Origin of the sequence: Amycolatopsis sp. NPDC098790 (assembly GCF_044759945.1) — a bacterium.
Classification (GTDB): domain Bacteria; phylum Actinomycetota; class Actinomycetes; order Mycobacteriales; family Pseudonocardiaceae; genus Amycolatopsis.
In genome coordinates this window covers 2,618,162-2,634,012 of record NZ_JBIWAI010000001.1, presented here as the reverse complement: position 1 = coordinate 2,634,012, position 15,851 = coordinate 2,618,162, and the positions used below count along the sequence as shown (strand labels likewise).

General features: G+C 69.9%; 15 protein-coding genes. 8 read left to right on the top strand and 7 right to left on the bottom strand.

From position 1 onward, the window contains the following. The first annotated feature begins 6 nt into the window (after positions 1-6). From ACIQWX_RS13135 to ACIQWX_RS13115, 5 genes are all read left to right on the top strand, one after another. Complete coding sequence (locus ACIQWX_RS13135; protein ID WP_400868940.1) at positions 7-1,212, top strand: low temperature requirement protein A; 1,206 nt, start codon at positions 7-9, stop codon at positions 1,210-1,212. Positions 1,213-1,311: 99 nt separating this feature from the next. After that, entirely contained in the window at positions 1,312-2,607 is a 1,296-nt protein-coding gene (locus ACIQWX_RS13130) for an acyl-CoA dehydrogenase family protein (RefSeq protein ID WP_400869584.1), read from the top strand. Positions 2,608-2,622: 15 nt separating this feature from the next. Then, on the top strand, positions 2,623-3,825 hold the full coding sequence (locus ACIQWX_RS13125) for an acyl-CoA dehydrogenase family protein (RefSeq protein ID WP_400868938.1): 1,203 nt from the start codon (positions 2,623-2,625) through the stop codon (positions 3,823-3,825). Positions 3,826-3,875: 50 nt separating this feature from the next. Beyond that, positions 3,876-4,079, top strand: coding sequence for a hypothetical protein (locus ACIQWX_RS13120; protein WP_400868936.1), 204 nt, complete (start codon positions 3,876-3,878; stop codon positions 4,077-4,079). Between the two features lie 93 nt (positions 4,080-4,172). Then, the gene (locus ACIQWX_RS13115; protein ID WP_400868934.1) at positions 4,173-4,952 is read left to right on the top strand and encodes an N-acetylmuramoyl-L-alanine amidase; all 780 of its coding nucleotides are present in this window, start codon (positions 4,173-4,175) and stop codon (positions 4,950-4,952) included. Here the strand turns inward: ACIQWX_RS13115 and ACIQWX_RS13110 are convergent. The 3 genes from ACIQWX_RS13110 to ACIQWX_RS13100 all read right to left on the bottom strand — a co-directional run bounded on the left by ACIQWX_RS13110 (position 4,941) and on the right by ACIQWX_RS13100 (position 7,538). Continuing rightward, entirely contained in the window at positions 4,941-6,008 is a 1,068-nt protein-coding gene (locus ACIQWX_RS13110) for an alpha/beta fold hydrolase (protein WP_400868932.1), read from the bottom strand. The two genes, ACIQWX_RS13115 and ACIQWX_RS13110, sit on opposite strands and share 12 nt — an antisense overlap. 112 nt (positions 6,009-6,120) lie before the next feature. Continuing rightward, positions 6,121-6,966 (bottom strand): SDR family oxidoreductase, encoded by an 846-nt coding sequence (locus tag ACIQWX_RS13105; protein WP_400868930.1) that lies wholly within the window; start codon positions 6,964-6,966, stop codon positions 6,121-6,123. 59 nt (positions 6,967-7,025) lie between these two features. Then, a complete protein-coding gene (locus ACIQWX_RS13100) occupies positions 7,026-7,538 on the bottom strand; it encodes a GNAT family N-acetyltransferase (RefSeq protein ID WP_400868928.1) in 513 nt (170 codons plus the stop codon). A 159-nt stretch (positions 7,539-7,697) separates the two neighbouring features. Between ACIQWX_RS13100 and ACIQWX_RS13095 the strand changes: the two genes are divergently transcribed. From ACIQWX_RS13095 to ACIQWX_RS13085, 3 genes are read left to right on the top strand one after another with little or no spacing between them, the layout of a single operon-like run. Beyond that, a complete protein-coding gene (locus ACIQWX_RS13095; protein ID WP_400868926.1) occupies positions 7,698-8,231 on the top strand; it encodes a YbaB/EbfC family nucleoid-associated protein in 534 nt (177 codons plus the stop codon). Between the two features lie 15 nt (positions 8,232-8,246). Continuing rightward, positions 8,247-8,582, top strand: a complete 336-nt coding sequence (locus ACIQWX_RS13090) for a hypothetical protein (RefSeq protein WP_400868924.1) — start codon at positions 8,247-8,249, stop codon at positions 8,580-8,582. Beyond that, positions 8,579-9,985: a hypothetical protein gene (locus ACIQWX_RS13085; RefSeq protein ID WP_400868922.1), complete on the top strand. Its 1,407-nt coding sequence runs from the start codon at positions 8,579-8,581 to the stop codon at positions 9,983-9,985. The genes ACIQWX_RS13090 and ACIQWX_RS13085 overlap by 4 nt, the downstream gene beginning before the upstream one ends. A gap of 60 nt (positions 9,986-10,045) precedes the next feature. On the opposite strand, the gene ACIQWX_RS13080 is transcribed toward ACIQWX_RS13085, so the two are convergent. The 4 genes from ACIQWX_RS13080 to ACIQWX_RS13065 all read right to left on the bottom strand — a co-directional run bounded on the left by ACIQWX_RS13080 (position 10,046) and on the right by ACIQWX_RS13065 (position 15,700). After that, positions 10,046-11,200 carry an acyl-CoA dehydrogenase family protein gene (locus ACIQWX_RS13080; RefSeq protein ID WP_400868920.1) on the bottom strand — a complete coding sequence of 385 codons (1,155 nt, stop codon included), beginning with the start codon at positions 11,198-11,200 and terminating at the stop codon, positions 10,046-10,048. Next, positions 11,197-13,182 carry an acetyl/propionyl/methylcrotonyl-CoA carboxylase subunit alpha gene (locus ACIQWX_RS13075; protein WP_400868918.1) on the bottom strand — a complete coding sequence of 662 codons (1,986 nt, stop codon included), beginning with the start codon at positions 13,180-13,182 and terminating at the stop codon, positions 11,197-11,199. Before ACIQWX_RS13075 ends, ACIQWX_RS13080 begins: the two co-directional genes overlap by 4 nt. Positions 13,183-13,187: 5 nt before the next feature. Beyond that, entirely contained in the window at positions 13,188-14,801 is a 1,614-nt protein-coding gene (locus tag ACIQWX_RS13070; RefSeq protein WP_400868916.1) for a carboxyl transferase domain-containing protein, read from the bottom strand. A 128-nt stretch (positions 14,802-14,929) separates the two neighbouring features. Next, positions 14,930-15,700: an SGNH/GDSL hydrolase family protein gene (locus ACIQWX_RS13065; protein ID WP_400869581.1), complete on the bottom strand. Its 771-nt coding sequence runs from the start codon at positions 15,698-15,700 to the stop codon at positions 14,930-14,932. Between the last annotated feature and the right edge of the window lie 151 nt (positions 15,701-15,851).

The window sequence follows — 15,851 nt, the reverse complement described above, 5'->3', positions numbered from 1 at the left end:
TTCGGCGTGCCCACGAGACGACTGCACCTGGTCGGCGCGGATGAGGACCACCGCGTCTCGACCATCGAGCTCTTCTTCGACCTGGTCTTCGTCTACGCCATCACCCAGACCACCCAGCTGATGGCCGACCACCTGAGCGTCACCGGCGTCGGGCAGGGGCTCGTCATGCTCGCCGTCCTGTGGTGGTGCTGGTGCTCCTACGCCTGGCTCGGGACCACCATCCACGTCGACCACGGTGTTGCCCGGCTGGCCATGTTCGGGGCCATGGCCGTGATGTTCCTCGTGTCGCTGACCATCCCCGAAGCCTTCGTCGACCGGCCCGGTGGGCTGTTCGCGCCCGTTCTCTTCGTCGCCTGCTACGCACTCGTGCGGCTGCTGCACCTCGTCGCCTACCTGGGCGCCGCGAAGCATGACCCCGGGTTGCGCAAAGTACTGCTGCGGATGTTCGTCGGGCTGCTGCCGTCCGTTGTGCTACTCGGTGTCAGCACCGCGCTGAGCGGGCCGTGGCAGCTGGCGCTGTGGGTCGTCGCGCTGCTGGCCGACTACCTCAACGTCTACCTCGCCGGCCCCGATGGCTGGCGGCTGAACTCGCCCGCGCACTTCGCCGAGCGGTTCGGGCTCATCGTGATCATCGCGCTCGGGGAGTCGATCGTCGCGATCGGCATCGGGATCGGGCCGCTGCCCATGTCGTGGCTGGTCACCGGGGCCGCCGTCTGCGGGCTCGCGCTCGCCGCCGGGATGTGGTGGACCTACTTCGACGTCGTCGCGCGCGTCTCCGAGCACCGGCTCACCCAGGCCACCGGCACCGAACGCACCAAGCTCGCCACCGACTCCTACACCTTCCTGCACCTGCCGTTGATCGCCGGCATCGTGCTCGTCGCGCTCGGCCTGAAGAAGTCCTTCGTCTACATCGCCGACACCGAACACCACACGCCGGGCGAAGCGCTGCACGGCGTCCCAATCTGGGCGTTGACCGGTGGGCTCGCGGTCTACCTGATCGCGCTGAGTGCCCTGCGCAAGCGCAACCTCGGCAGCTGGAACGTCCAGCGGCTGGTCGTCGGCGTGCTGCTGGTCGCCGCGACGCCGGTGCTGGAGCACGTGCCCGCCGCCGCGTTGCTGCTGGTCGTGGCCGCGGTCGTGCTCGGGCTCATCACTTTCGAACGACTCCGGTTCGCCGAGTGGCGCAGGAAGGTGCATACCGCGCACCCGTAAGTGAGCCCACACTGGCGCGATCCCGCCCCACCGGTTAACCTACTGGCGAGTAGGTAACGGATGGAGGGCCACATGGCTGCGCCAAGGAAACGGGACGCGATGGGCTGGGGCCTTTCCGCGCTGACCCGGCTGGCCGGGAGCAAGGTCGTCGATCGGGCAGGGCTGCGCAAGCCCATCGAAGGCCTGGTCACCGCGGGAACGCGCAACGGCTTCCGCGTCGCCGGCGCGGCGACCCGGTCGTTCAAGTCGGTGCAGAAGCTGGGCAAGCCCGCCCGGCTCGCGCCGTCCGCCGACACCGGGCTGTTCGACCTCACGCCGAGCGAGGACCAGCAGCTCATCGTCGAGACGGTCACCGAGTTCGCCGCCGAGCAGCTGCGCCCGGCCGCCGCGGACGCCGACGCCAAGCTCGAGGCGCCCGAAGGCCTGCTGACCCGGGCCGCCGAGCTGGGCATCAGCCTGGTCGGCATCCCCGAGGAGCTCGGCGGCGTCGGCACCGAACGCTCGGTCGTCACCAACGCGCTCGTCGCGGAAGCGCTCGCGCACGGCGACCTCGGCCTGGCCGTGGCCGTCCTCGCGCCCTCCGCGGTCAGCACCGCGCTGGTCAGCTGGGGCGACGAGCAGCAGCAGGCCGACTACCTGCCCGCGTTCGTCGGCGAGAACGTCCCCGCCGCGGCGCTGGCGCTGCAGGAGCAGAAAGCGCTCTACGACCCGTTCAAGCCCGCGACGAAGGCGCGTCGCACCCCGAAGGGCTACCAGCTCGACGGCGTGAAGTCGCTGGTCCCGCGCGCGGCGCAGGCGGAGCTGTTCATCGTCTCGGCCGACCTCGAAGGCCGCGGCCCAGCGTTGTTCCTCGTCGAGTCGTCGACCGCGGGCGTGTCCATCGAGGGCGAGCCGGCCATGGGCCTGCGCGGCGCCGCGACCGGCAAGCTGCACCTCGAGCACGTCAACCTGCCCGCGGGCGCACTGCTCGGCGGCGGCAAGCTCGACGTCTTCACCGACCTCGTCCGCCTTTCGCGGCTGGGCTGGGCGGCGCTGGCCGCCGGCACCGCGAAGGCCGTCCTCGACTACGTCGTCCCCTACGTCAACGAGCGGGTGGCGTTCGGCGAGCCGATCAGCCACCGGCAGGCGGTGGCGTTCTCCGTCGCGGACATCGCGATCGAGCTGGAAGGCCTGCGCCTGGTGACGCTGCGCGCGGCGGCGCGGGCCGAGCAGGGCAAGTCCTACGCGCGCGAGGTCGCGCTGGCCCGGAAGCTGGCCACGGACAAGGGCATGCAGATCGGCAGCGCGGGCGTGCAGCTGCTCGGCGGGCACGGCTTCGTCAAGGAGCACCCGGTCGAGCGCTGGTACCGCGACCTGCGCGCCATCGGCGTCATGGAAGGCGCCGTCCTTCTTTAGAAAGGGCTTTGACTCATGATCAACCTGGAAGCTCCCAAGAAGGCCGGCGCCCTGATCAACCAGGCGTACCAGGCCGCGGCCGAGGTGTTCCGGCCGATCTCGCGCAAGTACGACCGCGCGGAGCACACGTACCCGAGCGAGCTCGACATGTTCGCGGCGCTGCTGGACGGCCTCAACTCCTCCGGCGAGGGCGGCGCGGGCGCGGCGGGCGTGCGCCGCTCGAAGGACGAGAAGGAGAAGGGCAACCGCAACGGCGCCAACCTGAACGTCGTCCTCGGCACGATCGAGATGTGCTGGGGCGACGTCGGCCTGCTGCTGTCGATGCCGCGCCAGGGCCTCGGCAACGCGGCGATCGGCTCGGTCGCGACGGACGAGCAGCTCGAGCGCTTCTCCGGCATGTGGGCGGCGATGGCGATCACCGAGCCCTCGTTCGGCTCGGACTCCGCGGCGGTCAGCACGACGGCGAAGCTGGACGGCGACCACTACGTCCTCAACGGCGAGAAGATCTTCGTGACGTCGGGCGAGCGCGCGGACGCGGTGGTCGTGTGGGCGACGCTGGACAAGTCCCAGGGCCGCGCGGCGATCAAGTCGTTCGTGGTGGAGAAGGGCACGCCGGGCTTCGAGGTGGTGCGCGTCGAGCACAAGCTCGGCATCCGCGCTTCGGACACGGCGGTGCTGCGCTTCGAGAACTGCCGCGTTCCCAAGGAGAACCTCCTGGGCACGCCGGAGATCGAGACGGCCAAGGGTTTCGCGGGCGTCATGCAGACGTTCGACAACACGCGCCCCCTGGTGGCGGCGATGGCGATCGGCGTCGCCCGTGCAGCGTTGGACGAAACACGCACGATCCTGTCCGACGCGGGCGTTTCGATCGACTACGACCGCCCGGCGAACTCCCAGCACGCCGCGGCGGCGGAGTTCTTGCGCCTGGAAGCGGACTACGAGTCGGCGTACCTGCTGACGCTGGAATCGGCGTGGATGGCGGACAACCGCAAGCCGAACTCGCTGCAGGCATCGATGGCGAAGGCCAAGGCGGGCCGGTCGGTGGTGGAGATCGCACTGAAGTGCGTCGAGCTCACCGGGGCTTACGGTGAAGAGTCTTTGCTCGAAAAATGGGCCCGGGACGCCAAAATCCTGGACATCTTCGAGGGGACGCAGCAGATTCAGCAGCTCATCGTGGCCCGCCGCATCCTCGGCAAGTCCTCCGCCGAACTGAAGTGACGTCGCGCGCGGTCGGCCTCCGGTACCCTCGGGGTCCAGGGAGGCCGATCGTGACCGACTTCATCGTTCACCAGCCCGAAGACTCCACGCCCATCAAGACACCCGCGGAATGGGACGCCGAAGGCTGGGACGCCGATCGGCGAGGTCCCAAAGACCTCGAGGAAGCCCGGTCCGCTCTCGATGCCCGCATCGCGGATCCGGCCGCTCCCGACACCGAGGCCGAGTCCGGGGCCTACGACGGGCTGGAGGGCTGATCCGTGTACGTTCCCTGGCTCGTCGACGCCGCCCGGAGCACCGGTTATCCCGTTGTCGAGGTTCCCGGGTGGCAGACCCGGGGTCACGGCGGCATGCGCGTTGTCGAAGGCGTTGTCGGGCACCACACCGCCACCTCGGACTCCGCTCCCGGGGACTACCCCTCGCTCGACATCGTCACCAACGGCCGCCCCGATCTCGCCGGGCCGCTGTGCAACCTCGGGCTCGGGCGCAGCGGCACCATCTACGTCGTCGCCGCCGGCTGTGCTTACCACGCCGGGGCCTCGCGGTGGCTCGGGTTCCTGGACGTCAACGACGAATTCCTCGGTATCGAAGCCGAATCCGCGGGCGCCGGCGGCTGGACGGACGCCCAGCTGGACGCCTACCCCCGGCTCGTCGCCGCGCTGCTGCGCTACATGTCGCGCGGCGTCGAACGCTACGCCGGGCACAAGGACGTCTGCCTGCCCGTCGGCCGGAAGATCGACCCCGTCGGGATCGACACCGCCTGGCTGCGCGAGCGCGCCGCCAACCCCGGCGCCGCGCTCCAGGCGGCGGGCGTCGAGATCCTGGAACGGATCACCGTGACCCCGCCGGACGGCGGCGAGCACACCGTGCGCGTCTTCCTGTCCGGCAGCGCCGGCTCCGCGATCGTCGTCCGGCCGCGGCTGGGCGGGGACGGCTCCTCGAAACCGATGTGGGTGGGCGGCATCCTCGCGTGGGGGTCCGACCACGAGGGCGTCGGCCACAACCCCGCGCAGCTGCCGGGGTACGACGCGCGGCTGACGTCGCACCGGCGGTACGACGTGCCCGGCGCGGTCTGGGCCGACGTCCGCTACAGCGCGGCCGAGCCGTTCGAGATCGACCTAGTCGGCTGAGGCCGGGATCCGGTCGTCCAGGAACTCGTCGAGGTAGCGCCACGTCGTCCCGCGGGCCTTGCGGCCGGTCAGGACGCCCAGGTGCCCGCCCGGCGCCGTCTTGAAACGGACCTCCGGGGCCTTGTCCAGCAGCTCCACGACCCGCTCCACCGACGGCCGCGGCGCGATCGTGTCGTTCTCGCCCGCCACCACCAGCGTCGGGACCCGCACCGACGACAGGGAAATGATCCGTCCGTTCAAGTCCACCTTGCCCTCCGCCAGGTCGTTCGTGCGGAACAACCGGTGGTACAGCTGGCCGAACGTCCGCCCGGGGTAGGCGTACATGTTGCTCATGAAGTGGTCGACGGCCTCGATCTGCGCGAGGTAGTCGCGATCGTCGAGGTGCGACAGGATCGCGATCGGCTTCGTGATCTCCTTGCTGATGCCCGTCGCGCGGAACACGCGGCTGACCAAATAGGACGGTGCGCCGCCGAACGCGCGGTAGATCGGCGTCAGCAGGTGGCCGTTCGTCAGGTCGACCAGCGGGCGGAAGGGCGCCACGATCGGGATCGCCGTGAAGTCCACCGGGGAGCCGATCGCGGTGATCGACGCGATGGGCAGGTCCGGCTGGTCGGCGTTCACCAGCAACGAAAAGATCCCGCCCAGCGACCACGACACCAGGTGGACGTCCTGGCCGCCGGCGTCGGCACTCACCTTCCGGATCGCCCGCGGCAGCACCTCGTCGATCCAGTGCTCGATGCCCAGACGGCGGTCCGAGAACGCCACCATGCCGTAGTCGACGAGGTAGGCGTTGCGGCCGCGCTCGACCAGGTGCTCGATGAGGCTGCAGCCGCGGCGCAGGTCGAAGCAGATCGCCGGCGCGGCCAGCGGTGGCACCAGCAGGACCGGCGGCCCGGACACCGGGCGGCTGCTGTGCGTCATCCGGTACACCGAGCGGTTGGGGCCCTGGTCGATCAGCACCCGCGGCATCGGGCGCAGGTCGGCGACCCCGCCGTGCAGCACCTTGCCGACCACGTTCGACGCCGCCGCGGCCAGTCGTGCGGGCGGTGAAACCATTGCGAAAGCCTCCTGCGACGTCCCCCGGGCACTTCCGGTCAATCTTGCCCGGTCAGGCCGGTGGACTCAACACCGGTCACGTCCAATTCGGACAGTCGCTAGGCCGTCCGAGTTACTCCTGGGCCGCCCCCGGCGCGCTTTCCGCCGCGCGCGCCTCGTACTCCGCGCGAGCCGGCGAATGGGCCGCTGAAGCCAAAAGCTGGTCGGCTTTCAACACGCGGGAGAGCGCTTCGCCGGCTCGTCGCGGGAGCAGCCGGGTGAGCTTGCCCATAGTTCCCACGGACCGGGGCACGAAGACCTCGAAACGAGGCTTGCGCAGCGTGGATACGATGGCGTCGGCCACATCTTCCGGCCGCGACGACTTGAAGAACTTCGCCTCGCCGAGGCCGCTCGCGAGTTCCGTCCGCACGATCGCCGGCATCACGCACGAAACGTGCACCCCGCTGCCGTGCAACTCCAGGTGCACCGCCTCGGACAGCCCGACGACGGCGTGCTTCGTCGCGCAGTACGTCGCCGCGCCGGGAAAGCCCGCTTTGCCCGCGAAGGAAGCGACGTTGACGATGTGGCCGCTTCGCCGCGGCCGCATCCGCTTCACCGCCTCGCGCGTCCCGTGGATCACGGCGTGCAGGTTGATCTCCAGTTGACGCCGGGTCGTCGCGTCGCTCTCCTCTTCGAGGCGCGCCAGCGGCATGATCCCGGCGTTGTTGATCAGCACGTCGATGCGGCCGTGGCGGCGTTCGACCTCGTCGAGGAACTCGGTGAAGCCGGCGATGTCGGTGACGTCCAGCGGGAGCGCCTCGGCGTCCAGTTCGCCGGCCGTTTTCTCGGCCCGGACCTGGTCGAGGTCGCCGATCACCACCTTCGCGCCCAGCCGGGACAGCGCCGACGCGGTCGCCGCGCCGATCCCCTGCCCGCCGCCGGTGATGACGACGACCTTGCCCGCGAGCTCCTCGGCCATGGCGACTCCTTCGTCTGTTGGCACCGCGTCAACAGTGTCACCCCTGGCCCGCGATCGCGCTACCCCACGCGTTGCTCGAGGACCTGCCCGACCCACTCGTCGACGTGGAACCGCACAGTCGGCTTGAAGCCCTGACTCTCGTAATAACGCTGTAAGGCACCGTCGCCACCGGCCCAGCAGTCGACGCGCACGAGGTCGATGCCGCGCCGCCGCGCCTCGTCGAGCGCGTACTCGATGAGCCGCCCGCCGACGCGCCGTCCGGTGAACCGCCGCGACGTGATCAGCAGCCGGACGTACAGTTCACGCTCGTTAACCGGCGGTACGTGCGGATCGTGCTCCTCGGAGACGATCAGCGCACCGGCCGGCTCGCCGTCGACCACCGCGATGCGCAGACCCGGGTCCGCGGCCATGCCCTTGACGCGTTCGACGCGCTTCGGGACCCGGCTCCACGGCTCGGTTCCCCACTGCTTCGAGCTGCCGCGCGCGACGAGCCATTCGACGGCCTCGTCGAAGAAGCCCAGCAGCGTTTCGGCGTCCCCAGAGTCACCCGATCGGATGACGGTGTTGTCCATGCCCTTGTTTACCGCACCACGCGTACGCGCGGGCCGACTTCGGCGATCCACGCCGCGTTAAGCCGTCGGCTCGGTGCGCGTCATCCGAGCTTCAAAGAGCGCTGATTGACTTCGGCCGTTCCCCACCTCTCCCGCGACGAGGACGAATTGACTCAGTCAGTGCCCCCGGGCGATCCGTTGGCCGCGTTCACCGTCGAACTCGAAGAAATCCGGGCAAAAGCCGCAACCGCGCAGGAAGCGCTCCGATCAGCCACCGCCAGCGTGCAGTCGCCGGACGGGGCGGTCTCGGTGACCGTCGGCCCGAGCGGCGTGCTGCAGGAGCTCCGGTTCGGCCCCCGCGCGTACGAGCGCCCGCCGCAAGCGTTGTCCGGCTTGGTGATGCAGCTGATCGGCCGCGCGCAGCAGAAGGTTTCGGCCCAGGTCGCCAGCGCTTTCGATGGCATGGTCGGCGAAAGCTCGGCCGCCCGCGAACTGCTGGACGAGTTCCTGCCCGCGCCCGAGCCGGACGCCGGACCGCCGGCGGACAAGAGTGACGTGTTCATGCCGGAGCAGGAAGCGGAAGACCGCCCGCCGCGGCCGCCCGCGCCCCCGCACCGCCCGCCGGCGGGCCCGCCGCAGCCGCAGCGCGACCAGCCGCGTCGTCGTCCCCGGCCCGCGCCGGACGAGGACGACGGCGACAGCAATCCCTGGTAGCAGGAGGAGAAACCAGTGGTTTCCGGAGAAGGTTTCTCGGTCGACCCGGCCGAGCTGCAGAAGTTCAGCCAGTTCCTGTCGGGCACCACGCAACCGGCGGTGCAGGACGCCGCGAACCGGATGCAGGCGGCCAACGGGTTCGACAACGCCGCGTTCGGCATCCTGCTCGCGCAGGTCCTCGCCGTCCCGTCGCGGGTCACGATGGCGGTGATCACCGGGGAGATCAACAAGCTCGTCGGCGACATCGGCAAGTCCGCCGAGGACGTGAAGAAGGCCGCCGAGACGTACCAGACCCACGACTCGAACACGGCGCAGGGTTTGAGCACCTTCGAAACGGAGCTGGGCAAGTGACCGTCCCCATCACGTCCGCGAACTCCACGACGGGCGCCGGTGTCTTCGACAGCTGGAAGCAGGTCGGCGACTCGATCGGCAAGGTCCAGACCGAACACGGTGGCGACCTCGCGGCGGTCAGCGTCGAGCTGGGCATCAACGTCATCAGCGCCGTCCTCGACACCGTCGCGTTCGCGATGGACCCCCTCGCCAAGCTGATCGCCGCGGGCCTGGGCTGGCTCATCGAGCACGTCTCGTTCCTCAAGTGGCCGCTCGACCAGGTCGCGGGAAACCCTTCGGAGGTCACGAAGGTCGCCAACGAGCTGCACAAGATCGGCGAGTCGCTGCGCAACACCGGCACCTCGCTGGACGAGACCCTCAAGTCGACGATCACCCAGTGGCAGGGCAAGGGCTACGACAGCTTCCTGAAGTCGATCAACGACCGGAAGGGCTGGATCGACGCCAACGCCAAGGCGGCCGACGTCGCCGGCTACATGGTCGAGACCACCGGGGCGCTGATCGGCGCGGTCCGCTCGCTGCTGCGAGACATCATCACGACGATCCTCGGCGACATCATCTCCACGATGCTGATCGCGCTCGCGCTCGCCATCCCGACCTTCGGCGCGTCGATCGCCGTCGGGGTGACCAAGTGCGTCGCGACCGTGTCGGTGCAGGTCGCGGCGATGATGGCGAAGCTCGCCAAGGTCGTCGCCTACGCCGGCCGCACGCTGGCCCGCCTCACCGGGCTTTCGAAGCTGGTCAAGGGAAAGCCGGGCTCCTCGGGCGCGGGTCACGAGCTGAGCAACCTGCCCCCGAACGGTGGCGGGGTGCCGAACTTCTCGCGGCCGCTGCCGAAGCCGCCGGGCACGGCGACCACCCACGACGGTCCCGGTGGTGGTGGCGCCACGCCGAGCACCCGGCCCCCGGGCGACGGCACGACCCCGAACTTCTCCCGGCCGCTGCCCCCGCCGGGCACCGCGGTCACGCACGACACCCCGGGCGGCGGCGCCACGCCGAGCACCCGCCCGCCGGGCGACGGCACCACGCCGAACTTCTCGCGGCCGCTGCCGAAGCCGCCGGAGCCGGCCCCCGCGCCGAAGCCGGCGCCGCCGAAGTCGCACCTGAGCGACCAGGACATCTCGACGATCAAGAAGCACGAGGACTGGCTCAAGACCAAGTTCGGCGACAGCTACAAGAAGATGAAGTTCGTCGACGACTGGCTGAAGGCCAAGGCCCCGGACTACTACCCGATGCTGAAGGCGCTTTCCGACGCGAAGAGCTCGAAGAACTTCGTGGGCTGGGTGGGCAAGGACATCGTGCAGGTCGACCGCGGCCTGACCGACATCCAGATGCAGGCCGAAGCCGCGTGGGCCGAAGAGGACAAGAAGCAGCAGGAACAGCAGCAGCAACAGCAGCCGCACTAGAAAGCGCCCGTGAAGGCCTCCATGCCGGTCACAAAGCCGGCGAGGAGGCCTTCACGACTTTCAGGCAACGCCGAGGTGCCGGGAGATCAGCATCTTCTGCACCTCGCTCGTCCCTTCACCGATCTCGAGGATCTTGGCGTCGCGGTAGAAGCGGCTCACCGGGAACTCGTTCATGAAGCCGTAACCGCCGAAGATCTGGGTCGCGTCGCGCGCGTTGTCCATCGCCGCGTTCGACGCGACCAGCTTCGCGATCGACGCCTCCTTCTTGAACGGCTCGCCGCGCAGCATCTTCGACGCCGCCTGGTAGTACGCCAGGCGCGCGGTGTGCGTGCGGACCTCCATGTCGGCGACCTTGAACTGGATCGCCTGGTACTCACCGATCCGCTTGCCGAACGCGACGCGGTCCTTGACGTACTTCAGGCATTCGTCGACGCAGCCCTGCGCCAGACCTACTGACAGCGCGGCGATCGCGACGCGGCCTTCGTCCAGAATGGACAGGAATTGGGCGTACCCGCGGCCCCGGACCCCGACTAGGTTTTCCGCCGGAACGCGGACGTCCGAAAAGGACAGCTCGTGCGTGTCCGAGCAGTTCCAACCGACCTTCGAGTACTTCGGCGCCACCTCGAAGCCCGGCGTGCCCGACGGGACGATGATCGCCGAGATCTCCTTGCGGCCGTTCTCCATCACGTCGGTGACTGCGGTGACCGTGACCAGCCGCGTGATGTCCGTGCCCGAGTTCGTGATGAACGCCTTGCTGCCGTTGATCACCCACTCGTCACCGTCCAAAGTGGCGCGCGTGCGGGTCGCGCCCGCGTCCGAGCCGCCGCCCGGCTCGGTCAGCCCGAAGCCGCCCAGCGCCGTGCCCTCGCACAGCGACGGCAGCCACTTTTCCTTCTGTTCCTGGGAACCGAAGCGGTAGATCGGCATCGCGCCGAGGGAAACCCCGGCCTCCAGGGTGATCGCGACCGACGAGTCGACCCGGGCCAGTTCTTCCAGTGCCAGGCACAGCGCGAAGTAGTCGCCGCCCATGCCGCCGAACTCCTCGGGGAACGGCAGGCCGAACAGGCCCATCTCCCCCATCTTCGCGACGATCGCGTACGGGAACTCTTCCTTCTCGTACAGCTCGCCGATGACCGGCGCGACCTCGGCGTGCGCGAAGTCCTCGACGGTCTTGCGGAGGGCCTCGTACTCCTCGTCCAGGCGGAAGTCGATCACTGCTGCTCCTCTTGGGGCGTGACTACGGCAAGGGTTTCGTCCAGCGCGACCTGTTGGCCGGCCCGGACGGGGAGTTCGCTGACGACGCCGTCGATCGGCGCGGTGACCGTGTGTTCCATCTTCATCGCTTCGACCACGAGCAGCGGCGTGCCGGCCTTGACGACGTCGCCGGCCGCGACCTTCACGACGAGCACCGTGCCCGGCATCGGGCTGGTGACCGGCCCCGCCCCGGCGGCCTCGCCGCGGGACGAGAGCACGAACTCCTGCTCCCCGAAGGGAAAGCTCCGCCCGTCACGCGCGAGCCAGACCGTCCGGTCCGGACCGCAGGCGTGGCGGTAGCGGTGGAACCCGCCGGCGTGGCGGACCTCCAGGACGTCGCCGTCGCGGCGGGCCGAAACACGCACCGGGTCGCCGTCGTCGACGAAGACGGTCGCGTCGGCCGGCGTGCCCTGCACCCGGACCACGGCGCGCTCGGCACCGGACTTGAGCCGGAGGACGACCCCGCCGGAGCCGCCCATCCGCCAGCCGTCCGGCACGTCCCACGGGTCCACAATGGACCCTGCCGGCTGCAGTTCGAGGAACCGGTCCAGTGCGGCCGCGACGAAGAACTCCGCGGGCACGTCCGACGAGACCAAATCGGCCAGCCGCCGGTCGACCAGCTCGGTGTCGAGCCGGCCGGCGCGGACGTCGTCGTCGGCCAGAAGCCCACGCAGGAACGCCGTGTTGGTGCCGACGCCGAGCAGCGCCGTGTCGGCCAGCGCGCGGTCGAGCCGGTGCAGCGCGGCCGCGCGGTCCGGGCCCCAGGCGATGACCTTGGCCAGCATCGGGTCGTAGTTCGAGCCGATCACCGCGCCGCGCGTCATCCACGAGTCGACGCGGACGCCGTCGCCGGCCGGCTCGTGCACCGCCAGCACCGTCCCGCCGGTCGGGATGAACCCGCGCGCCGGGTCTTCGGCGTACACGCGCGCTTCGACCGCGTGTCCATTGAGGACGAGGTCTTCCTGCTTGACGGCAAGGAGTTCCCCCGCCGCGACGCGGACCTGCCACTCGACGAGGTCGAGGCCGGTGACCAGCTCGGTGACCGGGTGCTCCACCTGCAGCCGGGTGTTCATCTCCATGAAGAAGAACTCGTCGGGGTTCTTCGCCGACATGATGAACTCGACCGTGCCCGCGCCGACGTACCCGACCGAACGCGCGGCTTCGGCCGCGGCCGAGCCCATCTTCTCGCGGGTGGCGTCGTCCAGCAGCACCGACGGCGCTTCCTCGATGATCTTCTGGTGGCGACGCTGCAGGCTGCACTCGCGCTCGCCGAGGTGGATGACGTTGCCGTGCCGGTCGGCCATGACCTGGATCTCGATGTGCCGCGGGGTCGTGACGAACCGCTCCATCAGCAGCGTGTCGTCCCCGAACGACCCCTTGGCCTCGCGCCGCGCCGACTCGATCGCGGCGTCCAGCTCCTCGGGGGCGTGCACCAGCCGCATGCCCTTGCCGCCACCGCCGGCGGACGGCTTGAGCAGCAGCGGATAGCCCACTTTTCCGGCCGCTTCCGCAAAGCCGCCTTCCGGAATGTCCACATCGGACGCTCCGGGCACCACCGGGACGCCGGCCTTCGAGACCGTCGCCTTGGCGCGGATCTTGTCGCCCATCGCGTCGATCGCCGCGACCGGCGGGCCGATGAACACCAGCCCGGCGGCCTCGCAGGCGCGCGCGAACTCGGCGTTCTCCGCCAGGAAGCCGTAACCCGGGTGCACGGCCTGCGCACCCGACGCCACGGCGGCGTCCACGATGGCCGGGATCGCAAGGTAGCTGCGCGCGGCTTCGGCCGGGCCGATGCGCATCGCCGCGTCGGCCTCCCGGACGTGCCGGGCGTCGGCGTCCGCGTCGCTGTACACCGCGACCGCGCGGATGCCGAGCGCCCGCAGCGTGCGGATGACCCGGACGGCGATCTCGCCGCGGTTCGCGACCAGCACTGAGTCGAACATCTGCCTCACATCCGGAAGACGCCGTAGTTGACATCGGCCAAGGGCGCGTTGGCCGCGGTCGAGAGCGCGAGGCCGAGCACCGTGCGGGTGTCCGCCGGGTCGATCACGCCGTCGTCCCACAGCCGCGCCGTCGAGTAGTACGGACTGCCCTGCGCCTCGTACTGCTCGCGGATCGGGTCCTTGAACGCCTCTTCGTCCTCGGTGGACCATTCGCCGCCGCGGGCTTCGATCGAGTCGCGGCGGACCGTCGAGAGCACCGACGCCGCCTGCTCGCCGCCCATCACCGAGATCCGCGCGTTCGGCCACATCCAGAGGAACCGGGGCGAATAGGCCCGGCCGCACATCGAGTAGTTGCCGGCGCCGAACGAGCCGCCGATAACGACCGTTAACTTCGGCACCCGCGCGCAGGCCACCGCGGTGACCATCTTCGCGCCGTGCTTCGCGATGCCGCCGGCCTCGTACGCGCGCCCGACCATGAACCCCGTGATGTTCTGCAGGAACAACAGCGGGATCGAACGCTTGTCGCACAGCTCGATGAAGTGCGCACCCTTCATCGCCGACTCGGCGAACAGCACGCCGTTGTTCGCGACGATCCCCACCGGGTGGCCGTGGATCCGGGCGAAGCCGGTGACCAGCGTGGCGCCGTACTCCTTCTTGAACTCGCCGAACCGGCTGCCGTCGACGATCCGTGCGATCACCTCCCTTACGTCGTAAGGGGTGCGCGGGTCGGTCGGGACTACGCCGTACAGCTCGGCCGGGTCGACCGCGGGCTCCTCGGTCGGCAGGACGTCCCACGGCCGCGGGGTGCGCGGCCCGAGCGTCGAGACGATCTGGCGGACGATCCGCAGCGCGTGGGCGTCGTCGTCGGCCAGGTGGTCGGTGACGCCGGACTGGCGCGAGTGGACGTCGCCGCCGCCGAGTTCCTCGGCCGTGACGACCTCGCCGGTCGCGGCCTTCACCAGCGGCGGGCCGCCGAGGAAGATCGTGCCCTGGTTCCGGACGATCACGGCTTCGTCGCTCATCGCCGGGACGTACGCGCCGCCGGCGGTGCACGACCCGAGCACCGCGGCGATCTGCGGGATGCCGCGCGCGGACATCGTCGCCTGGTTGTAGAAGATCCGGCCGAAGTGTTCACGATCCGGGAAGACCTCGTCCTGCCTGGGCAGGAACGCGCCGCCGGAGTCCACCAGGTAGACGCACGGCAGGTTGTTGTGCAGCGCGACCTCCTGGGCGCGCAGGTGCTTCTTCACCGTCATCGGGTAGTACGTGCCGCCCTTGACGGTGGCGTCGTTCGCGACGACCACGCACTCGCGGCCGGACACGCGTCCGATCCCGGTGATGATGCCCGCGGACGGCGCTTCGTCGTCGTACAGCCCGTTCGCGGCCAGCGGCGACAGTTCCAGGAACGGCGAACCCGGATCCAGCAGCGTGTCGACGCGGTCGCGCGGCAGCAGCTTGCCGCGTTCGACGTGCCGCGTCCGCGACTTCTCCGGCCCGCCGAGGCGGGCGGCGGACAAGCGTTTGCGGAGGTCCTCGACGAGCTCCGCGTGGGATGTGGCGTTGCGGGCGTAGGCCTCGCTGTCCGGGGCAGCCGAAGTCCCCAGTGCCGGCGTGTCCATGGGCTCCCTCGAAGTTAGCGGGCGTTAACCTCCGTCCCGATGTTAGCGACCGCTAACGTGGGTGTCCAGTCGTCGGAATGCCGAAAAGGCCACCCCGGCGAACCGGGGTGGCCTCCGCGGGAGGGACGTCAGCCGATGGCGTTGCGCAGCGGGGCGTAGTAGCCGCCCGACTGCCCGGCCGCCGTCGGGTGGTAGGACTCGATCACCGGCCAGGTGAGGCTGTGCAGGTAGTCGTCGGCCGAGGAGCAGATGTTGTGCCCCACGAACGACGGCCGGACGTCGACGAACGTCGCACCCGCCGACGCCGCGCGCGACTGGATCACCGAGGCGAGGGTGTCCGCACCGGAGTTGATCGCGGTCCGCTTGGCGTCGCTGAGCCCGACCCAGCAGGAGCCGGGCACGGTGTAGAAGCGCGGGTAGGACAGGACGACGAGCTTGGCGCCCGGGGCCTTGGCCTTGATCGCGTTGTAGGTGTTGGTCAGCAACGGGGGCAGGGTGTTGTTGACGTAGGTCTTCGCGGTGTTGACGCGGGCGGTGCAGGTCGCGTCGCTGCCGAGGGTGCAGGTCTGGATCACGTCGCTGAAGCCGGCGTCGTTGCCGCCCACGGTGACCGTGACCAGGGTCGCGTTGGAGGGGATGGAGTTGGCCTGGCTGATGACGTCGCCGGTCTTCGCGCCCGAGCAGGCGAGGAAGGTGAACGACGTGCCGCTGTGGGCGTTGGCCCAGAGCTGGCCGTAGGCGTTGGAGCTGCGGTAGCAGCTCCCGGAACTGCCGTAGCTGCCGGCGCCGACTCCCGAGGAGTAGGAGTCGCCGAGCGCGGCGTAGACGGTCCCGGCGGCGTGCGCGGTGCCCACGACGCCGAGGGTGGACAGGACGACGGCCCCGAGGGCCGTGCTCAACCTCTGGACAAACCGTCGCGAAAGACGGATCGGAACCCCCATGGACCACTCCTTTGTGACAGAACCGACCCTGAAAGCACAGCAGGTGGAAGCCCCACAAGGAACCCCTAGTTACCTGTAAGTAACCCACTCGGCTCACGCCGGAAGGCGG